This window comes from Niallia sp. 01092 (assembly GCF_052318935.1).
Classification (GTDB): domain Bacteria; phylum Bacillota; class Bacilli; order Bacillales; family Cytobacillaceae; genus Niallia.
On sequence record NZ_JBQRKO010000006.1, the window covers coordinates 69,878 to 86,212 of the forward strand.

General features: G+C 36.7%; 15 protein-coding genes. 9 read left to right on the forward strand and 6 right to left on the reverse strand.

Features of this window, described 5'->3' with window-relative positions:
• Positions 1 to 133: 133 nt before the first annotated feature.
• The 4 genes from ACTXGU_RS07425 (at position 134) to ACTXGU_RS07440 (ending at position 4,755) form a co-directional block, all read left to right on the forward strand.
• Positions 134 to 1,375 carry a PucR family transcriptional regulator gene (locus tag ACTXGU_RS07425; protein WP_443480867.1) on the forward strand — a complete coding sequence of 414 codons (1,242 nt, stop codon included), beginning with the start codon at positions 134 to 136 and terminating at the stop codon, positions 1,373 to 1,375.
• Positions 1,376 to 1,510: 135 nt separating this feature from the next.
• Positions 1,511 to 2,647, forward strand: a complete 1,137-nt coding sequence (ald, locus tag ACTXGU_RS07430; protein ID WP_443480868.1) for an alanine dehydrogenase — start codon at positions 1,511 to 1,513, stop codon at positions 2,645 to 2,647.
• 222 nt (positions 2,648 to 2,869) lie between these two features.
• Entirely contained in the window at positions 2,870 to 3,811 is a 942-nt protein-coding gene (locus ACTXGU_RS07435) for an ABC transporter ATP-binding protein (protein WP_443480869.1), read from the forward strand.
• Positions 3,808 to 4,755 carry an ABC transporter permease gene (locus ACTXGU_RS07440; protein WP_443480870.1) on the forward strand — a complete coding sequence of 316 codons (948 nt, stop codon included), beginning with the start codon at positions 3,808 to 3,810 and terminating at the stop codon, positions 4,753 to 4,755. Before ACTXGU_RS07435 ends, ACTXGU_RS07440 begins: the two co-directional genes overlap by 4 nt.
• Positions 4,756 to 5,169: 414 nt before the next feature.
• On the opposite strand, the gene ACTXGU_RS07445 is transcribed toward ACTXGU_RS07440, so the two are convergent.
• Complete coding sequence (locus ACTXGU_RS07445; protein WP_443480871.1) at positions 5,170 to 5,307, reverse strand: hypothetical protein; 138 nt, start codon at positions 5,305 to 5,307, stop codon at positions 5,170 to 5,172.
• Positions 5,308 to 5,542: 235 nt separating this feature from the next.
• Between ACTXGU_RS07445 and ACTXGU_RS07450 the strand changes: the two genes are divergently transcribed.
• The 4 genes from ACTXGU_RS07450 (at position 5,543) to ACTXGU_RS07465 (ending at position 8,473) form a co-directional block, all read left to right on the forward strand.
• Positions 5,543 to 5,869, forward strand: coding sequence for a MerR family transcriptional regulator (locus tag ACTXGU_RS07450; protein ID WP_443480872.1), 327 nt, complete (start codon positions 5,543 to 5,545; stop codon positions 5,867 to 5,869).
• Between the two features lie 358 nt (positions 5,870 to 6,227).
• The gene (locus ACTXGU_RS07455; protein ID WP_443480873.1) at positions 6,228 to 6,992 is read left to right on the forward strand and encodes a threonine/serine exporter family protein; all 765 of its coding nucleotides are present in this window, start codon (positions 6,228 to 6,230) and stop codon (positions 6,990 to 6,992) included.
• A 12-nt stretch (positions 6,993 to 7,004) separates the two neighbouring features.
• A complete protein-coding gene (locus tag ACTXGU_RS07460) occupies positions 7,005 to 7,457 on the forward strand; it encodes a threonine/serine exporter family protein (protein WP_443480874.1) in 453 nt (150 codons plus the stop codon).
• A 116-nt stretch (positions 7,458 to 7,573) separates the two neighbouring features.
• Positions 7,574 to 8,473, forward strand: coding sequence for an NAD(P)/FAD-dependent oxidoreductase (locus ACTXGU_RS07465; RefSeq protein WP_443480875.1), 900 nt, complete (start codon positions 7,574 to 7,576; stop codon positions 8,471 to 8,473).
• Here ACTXGU_RS07465 and ACTXGU_RS07470 read toward each other — a convergent pair.
• Complete coding sequence (locus tag ACTXGU_RS07470) at positions 8,470 to 9,192, reverse strand: class I SAM-dependent methyltransferase (RefSeq protein ID WP_443480876.1); 723 nt, start codon at positions 9,190 to 9,192, stop codon at positions 8,470 to 8,472. The genes ACTXGU_RS07465 and ACTXGU_RS07470 overlap by 4 nt on opposite strands.
• A gap of 187 nt (positions 9,193 to 9,379) precedes the next feature.
• Here ACTXGU_RS07470 and ybaK point away from each other — a divergent pair, with 187 nt between their 5' ends.
• Complete coding sequence (gene ybaK, locus ACTXGU_RS07475) at positions 9,380 to 9,853, forward strand: Cys-tRNA(Pro) deacylase (RefSeq protein ID WP_443480877.1); 474 nt, start codon at positions 9,380 to 9,382, stop codon at positions 9,851 to 9,853.
• Positions 9,854 to 10,443: 590 nt separating this feature from the next.
• On the opposite strand, the gene cydC is transcribed toward ybaK, so the two are convergent.
• Genes cydC through ACTXGU_RS07495 form a run of 4 tightly spaced genes read right to left on the reverse strand, consistent with a single transcriptional unit; the run spans position 10,444 to position 16,283 of the window.
• Positions 10,444 to 12,165: a thiol reductant ABC exporter subunit CydC gene (gene cydC / locus ACTXGU_RS07480; protein ID WP_443480878.1), complete on the reverse strand. Its 1,722-nt coding sequence runs from the start codon at positions 12,163 to 12,165 to the stop codon at positions 10,444 to 10,446.
• A gap of 14 nt (positions 12,166 to 12,179) precedes the next feature.
• Positions 12,180 to 13,871 (reverse strand): thiol reductant ABC exporter subunit CydD, encoded by a 1,692-nt coding sequence (gene cydD, locus ACTXGU_RS07485; RefSeq protein WP_443480879.1) that lies wholly within the window; start codon positions 13,869 to 13,871, stop codon positions 12,180 to 12,182.
• The gene (gene cydB, locus ACTXGU_RS07490; RefSeq protein ID WP_443480880.1) at positions 13,871 to 14,887 is read right to left on the reverse strand and encodes a cytochrome d ubiquinol oxidase subunit II; all 1,017 of its coding nucleotides are present in this window, start codon (positions 14,885 to 14,887) and stop codon (positions 13,871 to 13,873) included. The genes cydD and cydB overlap by 1 nt, the downstream gene beginning before the upstream one ends.
• Positions 14,880 to 16,283, reverse strand: coding sequence for a cytochrome ubiquinol oxidase subunit I (locus ACTXGU_RS07495; protein ID WP_443480881.1), 1,404 nt, complete (start codon positions 16,281 to 16,283; stop codon positions 14,880 to 14,882). The genes cydB and ACTXGU_RS07495 overlap by 8 nt, the downstream gene beginning before the upstream one ends.
• Positions 16,284 to 16,335: the final 52 nt, after the last annotated feature.

The following is a 16,335-nucleotide window of genomic DNA, read 5'->3' on the forward strand; positions in this document are numbered from 1 at the left end:
TTTTTCATGAACCCGCCTATTCTAATTAAGTATTGTTGGATAAGAATGAAACGAGCTAAAATAGAAGGAGTAAGTATGTTACGATAATCAGGAATAATGCTAAACCTACAATGGAAAAGGAAGGAGCAGGCTGATGTCGAATGAGCCGTTAAATCCGTTCCGACGGGAAATGTATGATTCCCTTGAAAGCTTTGTCGATCATGTAAGTGAATTTTTTGGCTGTCCTATTACGTTGGAAGATACTCATCATCGTGTTTTAGTATATAGCAGTCACGGTGAGGAAACAGATATAGTTCGTATTTCTACGATTATTAGCCGTAAAGTTCCCGAAAAAATCATTAATCGTTTGTGGAAGGATGGCGTCATTCCTCAATTGCTGAAAAGCAAAAGACCAATTCGAATTAAGGAGAAAAAAGAAATTGGCTTAGGCAATCGGGTTGCCGTTTCGATTTGGAGAGGGGAAGAAGTAATTGGCTATATTTGGGCGGTCGAAATAAATAATTATTTAACAGAACAGCAAATGAAGCAATTGGAATATGCAGCAGCAGCTGGAAAGCATTTGCTCTCCCGTTTTGGCAAAAGCAAAGGACCATCGAGCCAAGATAACCAGGAGTTTTTTTGGAGGCTGCTAACTGGTCATGTTAAGGAGCAAGAAGCGGAAGTGAAGTTAAAAGAAGTTGGCATTCCTCCATTTGATCAGTTCACCATCATGGTATTCCGATTTAATAACATCATCAGCAAAGAAGTAGAACGACATATTTTCTATTTATTAAAAATAGCCGAAGAAGTAAAAATTTCATTTTCAACCATAGACGATAATGAGTTAATTATTTTGGTCACCCCAATCGAAAAGCGTGTAAATCCATCGATAACGTATAACAAATTTATTCAAAGTTTTCCAAAACATTTAAAAGAAAGATTTGATATTTTACATGTTAAAGGAGGATTTGGTGGAATCTACAAAGAACTTATACATGTAAAGAAAAGTTACAAGGAAGCGAAAACAGTGATAGAAGTTCAGGAGAAGTTTCCTGCTGAAGCAGATTCTTTTTTTAACTATCAAGATTTAGGCATTTATCAATTTTTAGATATTTTATTAGAAAAGAGACTGCAAGACGGGTTTGAAAATATCGCGATTCAAAAGTTAACAGAATACGATCATAGCCATAATACGGAGTTGCTTGCAACTTTAGAAGCGTATTTAGATGAAAGTGAAAGTGTGCAAAAAACCGCAGCGCGTCTCCATATTCATGCGAATACGTTAACATATCGATTAAAAAGAATAGCGGAAATCATGGATGTAAATTTATCGATGCCTGCTCAAAAGTTTATGTTATATTTAGATTTAAAGCTGATGCACTGGCGTAAAAAATAAGGTTTGTGAATTTTCACAAAAGACCTGTTATACTTTTATTCTTTTAAACAATGATAAATATTTCTATCCGCCTTATGATGATGTTAAGAAATCTAACGTAATAACGTGAGGAAACTTTACAAGGAGGAATAAGAGATGATTATTGGTATCCCGAAAGAAATAAAAAATAACGAGAACAGGGTTGCGATTACTCCTTCAGGTGTATCTTTCTTAAAAAAAGGTGGACATGAGGTATTAGTTGAAAATAACGCAGGTATTGGCAGTGGCTTCACTAATGAAGAATATGCAGATGCTGGAGCGAAAATTATCAGCGCAGCAGCAGAAGTTTGGAATGCATCTGACATGGTTATTAAAGTAAAAGAACCGTTAGCATCTGAATATGTATATTTCCGAAAAGGTCTTATCTTATTTACTTATTTACACTTGGCAGCAGAAAAAGAACTTGCTCAAGCGTTGGCGGAAAAAGGGGTCACTGCGATTGCGTATGAAACAATTGAAGTGAATGGAAAGCTGCCGCTTTTAACGCCGATGAGTGAGGTTGCTGGAAGAATGGCAGTACAAATCGGCGCTCAATTTTTAGAACAGCCGCATGGCGGGAAAGGCATTCTGCTTGCAGGTGTACCAGGAGTGAAGAAAGGAAATGTAACGATCATCGGTGGTGGTATTGTTGGCACAAACGCTGCGAAAATCGCGATTGGCCTCGGAGCGAATGTTACATTATTAGATTTGAATCCAGAGAGATTAAGAGAGTTGGATAATCAATTTGGTGCAAGTTTGAATACCGTTATTTCTAATCCAGCAAATATAGAAGAGGCAGTATTGGAAGCAGACTTAGTTATCGGTGCAGTATTAATTCCTGGAGCAAAAGCGCCTAAGCTTGTAACAGAAGAAATGGTGAAGAAAATGTCGCCAGGTTCCGTTATTGTCGATGTGGCGATTGATCAAGGTGGTATTTTTGAAACAGTTGATCATATTACAACGCATGATAATCCAACCTATGTAAAACACGGCGTTGTTCATTATGCAGTAGCGAATATGCCAGGGGCAGTTCCAAGAACATCAACAATCGCCTTAACAAATGTGACAATCCCATATGCGCTGCAAATTGCCAATCAAGGGGCAGTAGCAGCGATTGAAAATAATTATGCTATTAAACAAGGTGTAAACACTTTTGATGGTAAAATTACGTATGCGCCAGTTGCGAAAGACCTTGGCTATGAGTATGTATCTGTCCAAGAAGTGATAAATAATTTATCAAAAACATCTGTTTAATATAAATCTCTAATTTCCATGTAAGGTAAATAAATAACAGCCGGTTTCTCTTGGATCAGTTTAGAAGAGACCGGCTTTTTTGTCTTTTCTCCATTTAACTTCCAAAAAAAATGAAACTATTTTTGAAAAAAAGACGTATATAGAATAGTATGGTATTTTTATACAGCTTCGGTGATAAAACAAAAAATATGAAAAGTCATTATAAAAAGAAAGGAGCAAGTTATGTCTCGATATGCTTTAGAAGTTAAAAACTTAACAAAAACCATTCGAAACAAAACGATTGTAGATTCTGTCAGTTTTTCGGTTGAAAAGGGGGAGGTATTTGGACTGTTAGGACCGAACGGAGCAGGGAAAACGACGATTATTCGAATGATAGTCGGCTTAATAAACAGAACAAAAGGTGAAGTTGTCATTAATGGACACTCTTTAGACAGTTCTTTTGCTCATGCGATGAGCAGCATTGGCGCCATTGTCGAAAATCCTGAATTCTATAAATATATGAGTGGATATAAGAACTTGCGCCACTATGCAAGAATGGCCAAAAAGCAAATAACAGAAGAGCGTATTCGTGAAGTAGCCAAAATAGTAGGGTTAGAGAAGGCGATGCATCAAAAAGTAAGAACCTATTCGTTAGGGATGCGTCAACGTTTAGGAGTTGCTCAAGCGTTATTACATAATCCTGCCATCCTTATTTTAGATGAGCCGACAAACGGACTTGATCCGCAAGGAATAAAAGAATTCCGCAACTACCTTCATGAGTTGGCAGAGCAAGGAATATCCGTGTTAGTTTCGTCTCATTTATTAGCGGAGATGGAGCTGATGTGCCATCGGTTTGCGATTATTGAGAAGGGGGAATTAATCCATATTTCCACAATGGATGAAACTATAAAAGAAGACGAAGAGGATATTAGAGAGGTTATATTTGAAGTAGATCAGCCTGAAAAAGCGCTGCCTCTTTTAAATAATAGTAATATTAAATTTGAATTTGTCACACAGAATAAAACAGAACTAACACTCAAGTTAACGAAACTAGCTGTTTCACTTGTGAACAAGCTATTTGTAGAAAACGATATTTCTGTATATGGCATTAATGTTAGAAAACTAACCCTTGAAGACAGATTTTTAGAGATTACTAGTCAAAAAGGAGAGAAGCAAACGGTATGATTGGTTTAATTCATAATGAACTCATCAAAACATTTGAAAAGAAAATGAGCTGGATATTTGCCATTGTGCTTATTGTGGCATTAATAGGGGCAGGATTGCTTGTTCAAAGAACATCGGATAAGCAAAAAGGGGATACATGGCAGGAATCGGTACAGATGGAAATAAAGGATCTTCAAGAACAGCAAAAAAAAGCGCCTGATCAATACCAAAAGGAAGATATAGCAGGTCAAATCATGCAAAAACAGTGGAACTTAAAAGAAAATGTTAATCCCTATCCTACGAATTGGTCGTTTATGAATGATTGGGTCATTGGTTTAAAAGCATTGGTAACTCTTTTTGTTGTGATTATGTGTGCGGGAAATATTTCATCCGAGTATTCAGATGGAACGATTAAACAATTGCTGATAAGACCACACAGGCGCTGGGCTATTTTACTGTCTAAATATATTTCCATGCTAATCTATGCGTTATTTTTATTGGTCGTTTTGCTTGTATTTGGCTACATTGTCGGGATAATATTTTTTGGAACGGGTAATTTTGTAGATAAAATCGGAGCTTATACCGAAGTTGGTATGGCAGCTGTCAGCGGCGGAAGTCATTTCTTTAAGATATTTGCTTATTATTTGCCAGGTCTTTTAATGATTATTACTATGGCCTTTATGTTATCAACATTATTTAAAAACCAGGCAGTCGCAGTTGGTGTAGGCATATTTGTCCTATTTTCCTCTTCTACGATTGGCGGCCTCATAGTAGGTTATGCAAAAAAGTATACATGGACTAAAGCGTTAATTTTCCCTCATTTAGACCAAACGATATTTGTTATGCAAGATAAGATATTAGAAAATATTACGATGCCGATGTCATTAGGAATATTATGTGTGTATTATGTTATCTTTATGGTCATTACGTTTCTGTTTTTCCAAAAACGAGATATTAGCATTTAATATAGAAAGGGAAGGTTTCTGTTGAGTAGAGGCCTTCTTTTTCTTTTAAATAAAAATTACTAAAATAAAGATTATTAAAAAAATTTCGGCATTTACTTGATGTTATTTGTCTATTCCATTAAAATAATGTTAGATTTCCTAACCTTCTAATAAAAAATGCACTTATTGTGGACTTTTTAGATTAATAAAAGCTGTTATCGGTATTAATGATGGAAGAATCATTAACATCGGAAATGCGGAAACCTTGATATAATGGATGATATGTTTCCTAATATGATTGATGACAAGTTAAGAGTTTTCCCGATTATGATAAAAAGTCGGACGACAACAGCTGCTAAATGCAGATTATGGGTCCAACTATAATGTGAAAATAAGGATTTATGGTTATTGAAAAGAATGAAAAACGATAGCAATTTAGCTGTTTTGAATAATTCGAAGTATATCGTGAGCGTGGTCACCTGCAACTGCTGTGAAGTTTTCCCAAATTTCATCCCGCAGAAGATCTAGTTCAACAATTTTTTTCGCTAAATCAATTGCTTCCTTGTTAATCATTTCAAATAATACTCCTCTCGATTTTAGAAAAATGTATGCATATATCTTGTTTGGCAGATATAATATGCATTTTATAGGAAAAAAAGAAAATATACATCTATATTGTAAGGTATTCTGACCTATTTTTTTAATTAGATGTCAGAAAATCTGACAAAAATGGTTTTGTTTTTGGTTAATAGTATTATAATTGCAAATAATGAGATAAATAACTACTTCAATGAGGTGGGAGGATAAAATGGATCACGAACCATCCTATAAAAAAAGAAAAGTTATTACGATTGGTGTTGTCAGTGAATTAACAGGATTAACAGAGAGACAAATAAGATATTACGAACAACGAAAATTGATTTTTCCAGAAAGACCAGAACGAGGAAATCGGAAATATTCTTTTTCGGATGTGGAGCGACTGATAGAAATTGCCAACAAACGAGAAGAAGGTGTTCGTACACATGAAATTAGACAGGAAATTATGAAGAAAAATAAAGAAGAAGAAGAACGCAAAGTAAAAAAACAAATGCTGCGTGGGCAAATTAATGCACGATTTGGTATTCAAAAAGATTAGAAAATAACGGTTTAAAATGCCTCGCGTTTATCAGCCTGAACTTCCCCTCGCATCCCCATGTGAAAAGGAGAATAAGTCTAACCTATTGAAGGCGGCGTGAGCGGAGCGATTCCTTTCTATATACGTATAAAAACAAGATACAAAGCACTCTAATTCTATCTGCACACGTAAAGCAGGCGAAGCTCCGTCCCTTTTTCCACAAGTCCTTGTAACTAGCAAAGGACTTTTTTTGCGCCTTAATTAGTTATAGATTTATACAAGGGAATTCTATAAACTTTACTTTAGATCGGTATGTAAAAAAATCGGTGTTATATACTAAACAAAAAGCTGTTTAAGAAAGAATCAGGAGCGATTTTTTATGGGATATATATCTAAAGAAAAGACATGTGACATCATTGAGGTATGTTTGCTTGCTGGCAGAATTATGTTAAGAAACGGTGCAGAAACTTATCGTGTAGAAGATACAATGATAAGAATTGCAAATGCTTTTGGGGTAGAATATTCCGATAGCTATGTGACCCCAACAGGAATAATTTTTACTTTGGAAGGGTTAGAACAAACGAACACAAAACTGATTCGTATTATCGAAAGAACAACAAATTTAGAGAAAGTTGTCAAAGTAAATGATGTTTCTAGAAAAATCAGTACTGGCGACCTTTCTATTGAAGAGGCGTATCATTTATTAAAAGAAATAGAAAAAGAGAAAAGTACATACAGTGACTGGGAGAGAGTTGTTGCTGCAGCATTAGCAAGCGGTTGTTTTCTGATTATGTTTCAAGGTGTTTGGGGAGATTTTTTCCCAGCGTTTATTGCTGGTGGAACAGGGCTATTATGTTCCATTTATTTTCACAGGGTAGTGCAAATTAAGTTTTTTGCAGAATTTTTAGCTGCGTTCCTTGTAGGACTGATTGCCTTTTCAGCGGTTTATCTTGGTTTTGGCAAAGAAGTGGATAAAATTATTATCGGATCAGTTATGCCGTTAGTTCCTGGATTGTCCATAACAAATGCCGTTAGAGATTTAATGGCAGGGCATTTAGTGGCCGGCATTTCTAAAGGGGCAGAAGCCTTTTTAACTGCATTTGCGATTGGTTCCGGAATCGCAGTTTTGTTTGTACTTTTATAAGGAGTTGCGACTATGATTACTTTTTTTGAACAAGCCCTTACAAGTTTTGTTGCATCATCCGCTTTTGCGGTGATATTTCATACTCCTAGAAAAATGCTGCTTCCATGCGGTTTTGTTGGAATGTGTGGCTGGGTTGCTTATTGGTTTACTGTTTATTATGATATAGATGCGGTTCCTGCAACGATAATAGGAGCCTTTCTAGTAGCAATTATTAGTCTTTTTTTCGCTAAAAAATATAAAAAGCCTGTTATTATTTTTAGCGTAGCAGGTATTATCCCACTTGTGCCAGGGGGGATGGCGTATGATGCGATGCGGAACTTTGTTGAAAATAATTATACCGATGCAGTAAGTTTAGCTGCAAAGGCTTTTCTTATATCTGGATCCATTGCAATGGGATTAATGTTTTCTGAAGTTTTTAATCAATTAATATATAAAGTTAATTATAAAAAGAAAGCAAGTAATTAGTAGGGGATATCTACTTTTTACTTGCTTTCTTCTTTTTGTCTAAATAAGAATAAAAATGGGTTTTTTCTGAAAATCTATACGAATGGATACAAAAATTTTTATTAGTGGGAGGATTTATGAATACATATGATTGCATTATTGTAGGCGGAGGCATAGCTGGTTTGCAGGCGGCCATTCAATTAGGGCGGTATCAGCATAAAGTGTTAATTATTGATTCCAATCATGGCAGATCTACTTTATGTCGAAGCTATCATAATATTTTGGGCTATCCGGATGGAATAAGTGGAGCAGAATTACGTACAATCGGTCAAAAACAAGCAAGCAGCTTAGGCGTTTCCTTTTTGCAGTCAACGGTTTTACATGCGGAAAAAAGGAATGGAGAATTTATATTATCAACAGAGTCGCAAGAACAATTTCATGCAAAAAGGCTGTTATTAGCAACGGGTATTATCGATACAATCCCACCTTTTCCTGAGTTGTTTCCTTGTTTAGGAATAAGCGTATATGTTTGTCCGGATTGTGACGGCTATGAAGTAAAAGGGAAAAAGACTGTGGTGATTGGAAACGGAGAGGTTGGGGCCAATATGGCGTTAACTTTAACTTACTGGACAAAAGACATCCTTTATATCAATCATGGCGGAGAGAAATTAGATGTAGAAGTAGAAAAAAAGCTGCAAGAACAAAACATCTCCTATATAAATAAAAGAATAAAAGAGGTAAAAACAGACGGAGCAAAACTAAAAAGCTATGTTTTAGAAGGGGAGATCGAAGTAAAGGCAGAACATAGCTTTATCGCATTTGGCAAAAATAAAGTAAAGTCCGATTTGGCAAAACAGTTAGGTATCGAGCTTTTGAGTAATCAGCATATTGTAGTGGATAGTCGTACAAAAATGACCAATATCAAAAATGTATGGGCAGCTGGCGATGTTGCAGCACATTCTGAACAAGTGACGATTGCGATGGGGGAAGGATCACAGGCCGCTATTTGGATCCATAAATCTTTGCTGGAAAACTAACAAGTCGCTCGATAAACGCGGTAACCGATAATGTTGCCATAAACATATAAGATGTGGGAATGCTCCATTAATTTGTTTTCCATCTCAGTATTTCTGGGAGCGGTAAGATCTAAGCCGTCTTCGTCTATTTCTGGTGAGGATGCCAAATATGAGAAAACAGAGTGTGCAGCTTTAATGTCAACGGATGCAAAACCTGCTTCTTTTATCTCGTATATCCATTCTTGTTCTGTCAAAACTTTTTCAATTCCATAGACAGAACACATATTATGTTGTTCATTCGACGTTAATTTTCTTTCGGAGGTCATTTCCAACACAAGCAGCACCCCATTTGGTTTTAGTACACGTTGTAACTCTTTTAATGATTTCTTCCAATTCGTGAAAATAAGAACGGATTCAACAAGAATAATATTAAAGCTATGATCATGAAAAGGCAGTTTTTCCACATTTCCTTGAAACAATCGAATCGGAAGCTGTTCTTTTTGAAAACGATGCCGGGCTCTCTTTACCATTGTAGGATGATAATCGATACTCGTTACATGACAAGGGTAATTTTTTTTTATATAAGCAGATGTTTGCCCGGTGCCACATCCAGCGTCAAGCAATTCTGTAGCTGCTGTTATATGCTCTTGTTCCAATAACGATTTCGTTAAAGACAATCCGCCTGGATGAGCACCGTTTACGCCATAATAAGCAAGCGCATCTTGATAGGTTGGTTTCATCTGGTTCCTCCTCGAATAAAGAAAAAGTCTTTAGAGTGCAAAATAACATTTGCTCTAAAACCTAAGCCTGAAAGACTTTTAATACTATATGGAGGTTTTTCGAAATTTGTTCATAAGAAGAGAAAGGAGGGCTATTTTCCTTTTGCTATAATAAGGACAAGAGTATAAAAGGAAGAAGGGGAATAAGATGGCACAAGCGAAAACAAATGCGATGCGTTTTTTAGATAGTCATGAAATTGCTTATGAAATCTATACATATAACAATAAGGACGGAAAAATAGATGGAATATCCGTTGCTGATAAAATCAATAAAGATGTTCAAATGGTTTACAAAACATTGGTTGTGAAAGGCAGCAATGATATTTATGTGTGTGTAATTCCAGTAGCAGAGGAGCTTGATTTAAAAAAAGTCGCCAAAGTGGTAAAGGAAAAGAAAATAGAAATGGTTGCCGTAAAAGATATTCAAAAATTGACAGGATATATTCGCGGTGGTTGTTCCCCAATAGGAATGAAAAAGAAGTATCAAACAATCATCGATGAAAGTGCTTCAAACCTTGCATCCATCATTGTAAGCGCTGGAAAAATTGGCATGCAAATCGAGTTGGAAGTGATGAATTTGCAAGAGGCAACAGATGCGTTATTAGCAGATGTTATTCATTAGCAGCGAAAGGTAGTGTGTCTCTATGATGGATCTGTGGGATATATTAACTCCTATTATCTATATAACGATTGTGTTCAATTTATATTACTCATATAGAGCTTACAAAAAAAGAATCCATTGCTAATTTTATTATTAGTATATTAATCAATTGCTGTATAGGGTTTCTAGCTCTATGGTCCATCGGAATTTTGTTGTTTATTATGGCTGGAATTCAGGCGCTAATTTTATTTAGATTAATACAGCGTGAAGATAGAAGGAGTTAGGGCTAAGAATGATGTTGGTTTGGAGAAGCGTTCGCTCGACTCCTGCGGGATTAGCGAGAAAGGCGAGACCCCGCAGGAGCAAAGTGACGAGGAGGCTCGGCGCTCGCCCCGCGGAAAGCGAGCGATAAGCTTCGGAAAACCCCTTTTAACAGAGCTTATTTTCAGGGTAGCCAATTTTTAAAAAGAAAGCATCATCTAAAATATAGATGATGACTCTCAACGTTTTTTATTACTTCAATAGTCAGCCCCGTTTTTTCCAATCTTCAAATTTGTCGGTCACGAAACCAGTTAATCTGAAGCTATTTGCAACATTAATCAAACGTTTGATTAAAAACTTGGATGATCAAGACGATATAATTGTTTGTAACGAGGATTCGCTGCTAATAGCTCCTCATGTGTACCGCGCATCTCAATTTTCCCGCCATTCATAAAGATGATTTCATCCATTTCTTCTATACCGACTAAATGGTGAGTAATCCAGATGATCGATTTCCCTTTCAAACTTGCAAAAATAGTTTTTAACAGCTCTTTTTCTGTTCGAGGATCTAAACTTGCATTCGGTTCATCCATAATGACAACAGGTGTATTTTGCAGAAGAATCCTTGCAAGTGCGACCCGCTGTTTTTCTCCTCCTGAAAAGCGCTGGCCAGTTTCTTGCATAAATGTATCTAAGCCATCTGGCAAGGTTTCCACCAATTTTTCGAGCTGCGCTAGTTTTATTGCTCTTTTGATATCTTCTTCTGATGCTTCCTCGATTCCTAGGGTTACATTATTTCGCAGCGTCGTATCAAATAAATGAGGATTTTGATTCAAAACAGAAATGATAGAAGCACTGTTTTCATGGAAAGAAAAAGCATCTCGACCATTAAACGTCACTTTTCCGGCAGTTGGAATAAGCGCCCCTTGAATCAGCTTTAGCAAAGTCGATTTCCCCGCACCGCTTCTCCCGATAATAGCGATTTTTTTTCCTTGAGGAATAGAAAGGCTCACATCAGAAACAGAAAAGTCCTTCTCGTTTTCATAAGAAAAACTCACTGAATCAACTTGAATATTGACTGTACTACCCTCTAGAACAGCCTCGTTATTACAAGGTGCATTGCTTGCTGTTAACTTTTTTAATCTTGCTAACGAGTCCTGATAAGCAGGGATTTTTTCAAAAGCATCGGAAATAATGAAAAAAGCTTCCAAGACAGGAAAAGCAACCAAAATAATGGCGGCAATTACTGTAGCGGAAATCGTTCCCTCTGCATACTGCTGGCTTGACCAAAGAGTTAACGAAATAATAATAACGGCTGCAATGCCCTGCGCAAGCAAGTTTCTCCATCTTGAAAAGCGCTGTAATTGATTATTGATGGCAGCAACAGCAGCTTCCTCTTTTTCATAACCAGCAATAAAGCTTGTCGTGCGGCCGCTGATTACCCAATCACTTATGCCAAGAATGCTGTCTGTTAAGCTTTGATATAAGCCATTTCTTTTCTGTTTGAATGCTTTTTGTTTTTTCTTGATAAACAACAATGAAAGGATTGGCAAAATAACTAATAATACAGCAAGATAACAGCCAATAAGAAGAGCGAATGGAACGTCCAACATCCCGATTGAAAACACCACTACAACATATAAAAAAATAGCAGAGATGGTTGGGAAAATCGTTCGTAAATAAATATATTGCAGCTGTTCAATGTCTTCCGCTAATATACCGAGCATATCTCCCATTTTGAAACGGCTTTTTAAAAACAGTGCTTGCGTTTCTAATATACGATAAAGCTTCACTCTCATCTTTGATAAGATTCGCAGGACGGTATCATGTCCGGCCAGCCTTTCTAAATAAGCAAAAACGGCACGACCTATGCCGAAAGTTCTGACACCAACAATCGGTATATACACAAGTAGTATATTTTCTACAGGAATTGCAGCTTTAGAAATTAAGTACCCGGATGTAAAAGTAAGCATAGCTGCTGTAAGAACAGTAAGAAAGCTTATAAGAATGATAAAGATAATTCGCGGGACATTTCCTTTTATAAACGGAACAATCCATTTTTCCTGATTCATGTTCTATTCACTCCTTACGCTTTCAGCAGCCTGTAATAGGCACCTTTTTTTGCAACTAACTCTTTATGTGTTCCTATTTCTACTATTTGCCCTTTATCTAATACAAATAGAAGATCCATTTCTTCCATCCAGTGCAAGCGATGGGTCGCAAGAAAAACTAATTTTTCGTTAAATAGGGGCAGCATCGTTTTCTTCAGCTCAAATTCTGTTTCAATATCTAAATGGGATGTCGGTTCATCCAATAACATCACAGGGCGGTTGCTTAAATAGGCCCGTGCTAACGCGACGCGCTGCTCCTGCCCGCCGCTCAGTGTTCTGCCCCCATCTCCTAATAATTCATCTAAACCGTTTGGAAATGTTGTATACAGTTCATACAAACCGGTTGCTTTTAAAGCGTCAACCACTTCTCCGTCCGTTGCCTCAGGAGAATAGAAGCGAATATTATCTCTTAATGAAAGACTGAATATATAAGGAGACTGTGGAATATAAGTAGTCTGCTGTCTCCAGCTATCATTTGTTAAGCTTGTTTTACTCCCATTTAAAGCAATCGAACCAACAGTATGACGGGAAAAACCACTTAATATATCAATGAGGGTAGATTTTCCAGCTCCACTTTCTCCGACAATTCCGATTTTTTTCACACCATGAAGATGAAAGGTGATATCGTGCAATGTCTCTTCTTCGTCTTCGTGATGACGAAAGCCAACGGAATGAAAAGAGAGTTCATTAATAGTAGAACCAATAACATTGCGGTCTTCCTTATTTATTTTTTTGCCAAGAATTGTTTGAATCGATTCACCCGCTTCTTTTCCATTTAATGTAGCATGATAATCTGCGCCAACCATTCGAACGGGAAGAAAATATTCTGGTGCTAACATTAAAATAGTGAGTGCTGGCAATAAAGTTAAATGTTCATTTATTAATCGAACACCTAAATTAACGGCAACTGAAGCTACTGACAATGAAGTGAAAAAGTCTAATGAAAAAGAAGAGAGAAAGGCAACTCTTAATGTTTTCATCGTGGCAGAACGATACTGTTCGCTGACTTTTTTAATATTTTCACTATGTTTTTTGCTTTTTCCAAGAAATTTAAGTGTCTCCAACCCTCTTAAAGAATCTAAAAAGTGATTGGATAAAATTCGGTATGTAGCCCATTGCCGGTTCATTTGGCCTTTTGCAGCAAGTCCGACTAAGATAAGAAAGCCAATTAAAATCGGCATCGTGATTGTTAAAATAATGCCGGATATCCAATCCATCCAATAAACATAGAGAAGCAGCATCGGCGGAATAACTGCTGTTGCAATCATTCTTGGAAGAATTAGCTCTAAATACGTTTTAAATTGCGAGATTCCTTCTATTACAAGGGTGGAAACTGTACCACTTCCTTGTTTTTTCGTAAATTTAGGTCCGAGTTGAAATAATTTCGTCAATAGTTGAAATCGTAAGTTTTTGCTCGTTTTTTCTGCAAAATCTGATGAGATTTTTTGCTGCATAAGATGAAGAAAATGACGGGCGATAAATGCGAACAAAAACAATATGATTTCCTCATATTGTTTTTGAAGTGATTCACCCTTATATAACGCAACGATTACTTCTGCAAGCCATTTGGCCTGCAGAATAATCGCTGCACCTTGTATAATGATTAACAGTGTTAATATAAAGAGAATCGGCTTGATCCCTTTAAATTTAAGTAAATCTTGTTTCATTAATATTCAAGATGAGACTTCTCAGTAACTCTTTTGCGGAATACAATATAGCTCCATATTTGATACCCAAGTACAAAAGGCAATAAGGTAAGAGCCACAATTGTCATTACTTTTAAAGAATAGTTACCAGAAGCTGCGTTTGAAATCGTTAAGCTGAAAGTTTCACTAATCGAGCTGATCATTACTCTTGGGAATAAGCCGATAAAAACTGCTGCAAAGGATAGGATGATAACGCCGCCTGTCATGCCAAACGCCCAGCCATCTCTTTTTCTAGAAATAAAGAAGCCAGCAAGAACAAATACGATGACACCTAATCCGAATATCGCAGTTAAAATTTCACCTCGAGCATCAAAAATATCTGATTTAATATACGTCAGAATCGAAAATGCCGCTAATAAAATTCCTAAAAGAGGCAGTAGCTTTTGTGCTGTTTTGCGAGCACGATTTTGTAAATCTCCAACAGTGCGAAGGGTTGTAAACATAAGGCCATGAACTAAACAAAGAATTAAAACGGTTAAACCGCCAACTAGTGTATAGTAGTTCACGATATCAAAAAAGCCAGCTTTTAATTCCATGTTTTTATCGATTGGCAAACCTTGCATGAAACAAGCAAATACGACGCCAAATAAAAGCGGAGGCAACAAGCTTCCTAAAAAGATGCAAACATCCCAAGATTTCTTCCATAAGGGGCTGTCGCCTTTTGCACGGAATTCAAATCCAGTAGCACGGATAATCAATGCTAATAATACAACAACAAGTGGTGTATAAAATCCACTGAAAAGCGTAGCATACCAGTGAGGGAAAGCAGCAAATAAAGCGCCCCCAGCCGTAATCAGCCAAACTTCATTCGCATCCCAGAAAGGGCCGATAGAATTAATTAAAATACGTCTTTCCATATCATTTTTTGCAATAATCTGCGTGGACATGCCAACACCGAAATCAAATCCTTCTAAAAAGAAAAACCCAATGAATAAAACAGCGACTAATATAAACCAAAGAACATTTAACTCAAGCATGGAAACCCTCCTTCGCAAATGGGTCATTGTTTACTTTACTATCTTTTTTGTCTAGCATATAGGGTCCTTTTTTAATTACTTTCACGTATAAAAAGGCCATGATGACAGCTAGAATTGCATAGATGGTTGAAAATGTAATCAAAGAAAATAATACTTGACCGGCACTTACACTAGGAGAAATACTGTCTTCTGTTGTCATTAGACCAAACACAGTCCAAGGCTGTCTGCCGATTTCTGTCATAATCCATCCTGAAGTATTTGCAATAAATGGCAAAGATATACTTGCGATCATTAAACGGTAAAAGACTTTATTTGATTTTGTTGTTAACTTTTTCTTCCATGCTAAATACACACCGTATATGCCTAATAGAATCATCGCTACACCTGCAGCAATCATAATTCTAAAGCTCCAGAATGTTGTTTTTACTGGTGGGATATAGTTGCGCTCCCCATATTTAGCTGTATACTCTGCTTGCAGCTCGTTCATGCCTTTTACACTGCCTGACAGCGTATTATAAGAAAGAATACTTAGTGCATAAGGAATTTTTATTTCATTTGAGTTTTGTTTCTTTTCTACATCAATGTTAGCGGACATAGTCCATGGTGCTGGATCTTCACTTCTATCCCAGAGACCTTCACTAGCTGCCATTTTCATTGGCTGTGTTTTCACTAAGTATTGTGCTTGGCTGTGGCCGGCAACAGCTGTTAAAAAGGAAGCAGAAAGAGCAACTGCAATTCCGATTTGGAATGATTTTTTGAAAAATTCGACTTCTTGTTTTTTTAACATTTTGTAGGCGCTAATGCCTGTTACGAGAAAAGCGCCAGTTGCTAATGCACCTAAAACTGTGTGCGGGAATTCTACAAGTACTTGACCGTTTGTAATGAGGGCAAAGAAGTCATTCATTTCTGCACGGCCGTTGTTTGTTTCAAATCCAACAGGATGCTGCATAAAGGAGTTAGCGACAAGAATCCAAAAGGCGGAAATTGTTGTACCAAGAGCAGTTAGCCAAATGCATGCTAAATGAACTTTTTTCGATAATCTTTCCCATCCAAAAATCCACAAACCGATAAAGGTTGATTCCATAAAAAATGCAAGAAGTGCCTCAATCGCAAGTGGTGCACCAAACACATCGCCAACAAATCGAGAATAATTAGACCAGTTCATGCCAAATTGGAATTCTTGGAGAATTCCTGTAACGATTCCGATAACGAAATTAATAAGAAATAGCTTTCCCCAGAATTTCGCCATCTTTTTATATTCTTCATTGCCACTTTTTACATACATTGTTTCCATGATTGCGATTAGAAATACTAATCCAATAGAAATTGGTACGAATATAAAGTGGAAAATGGTAGTGGAAGCAAATTGTAAACGTGATAGAAATACCATATCCATGTATTTCTCCTCCTTTTCTTTTATGTTCCCATTTTTCGGGAGATATTTGTGA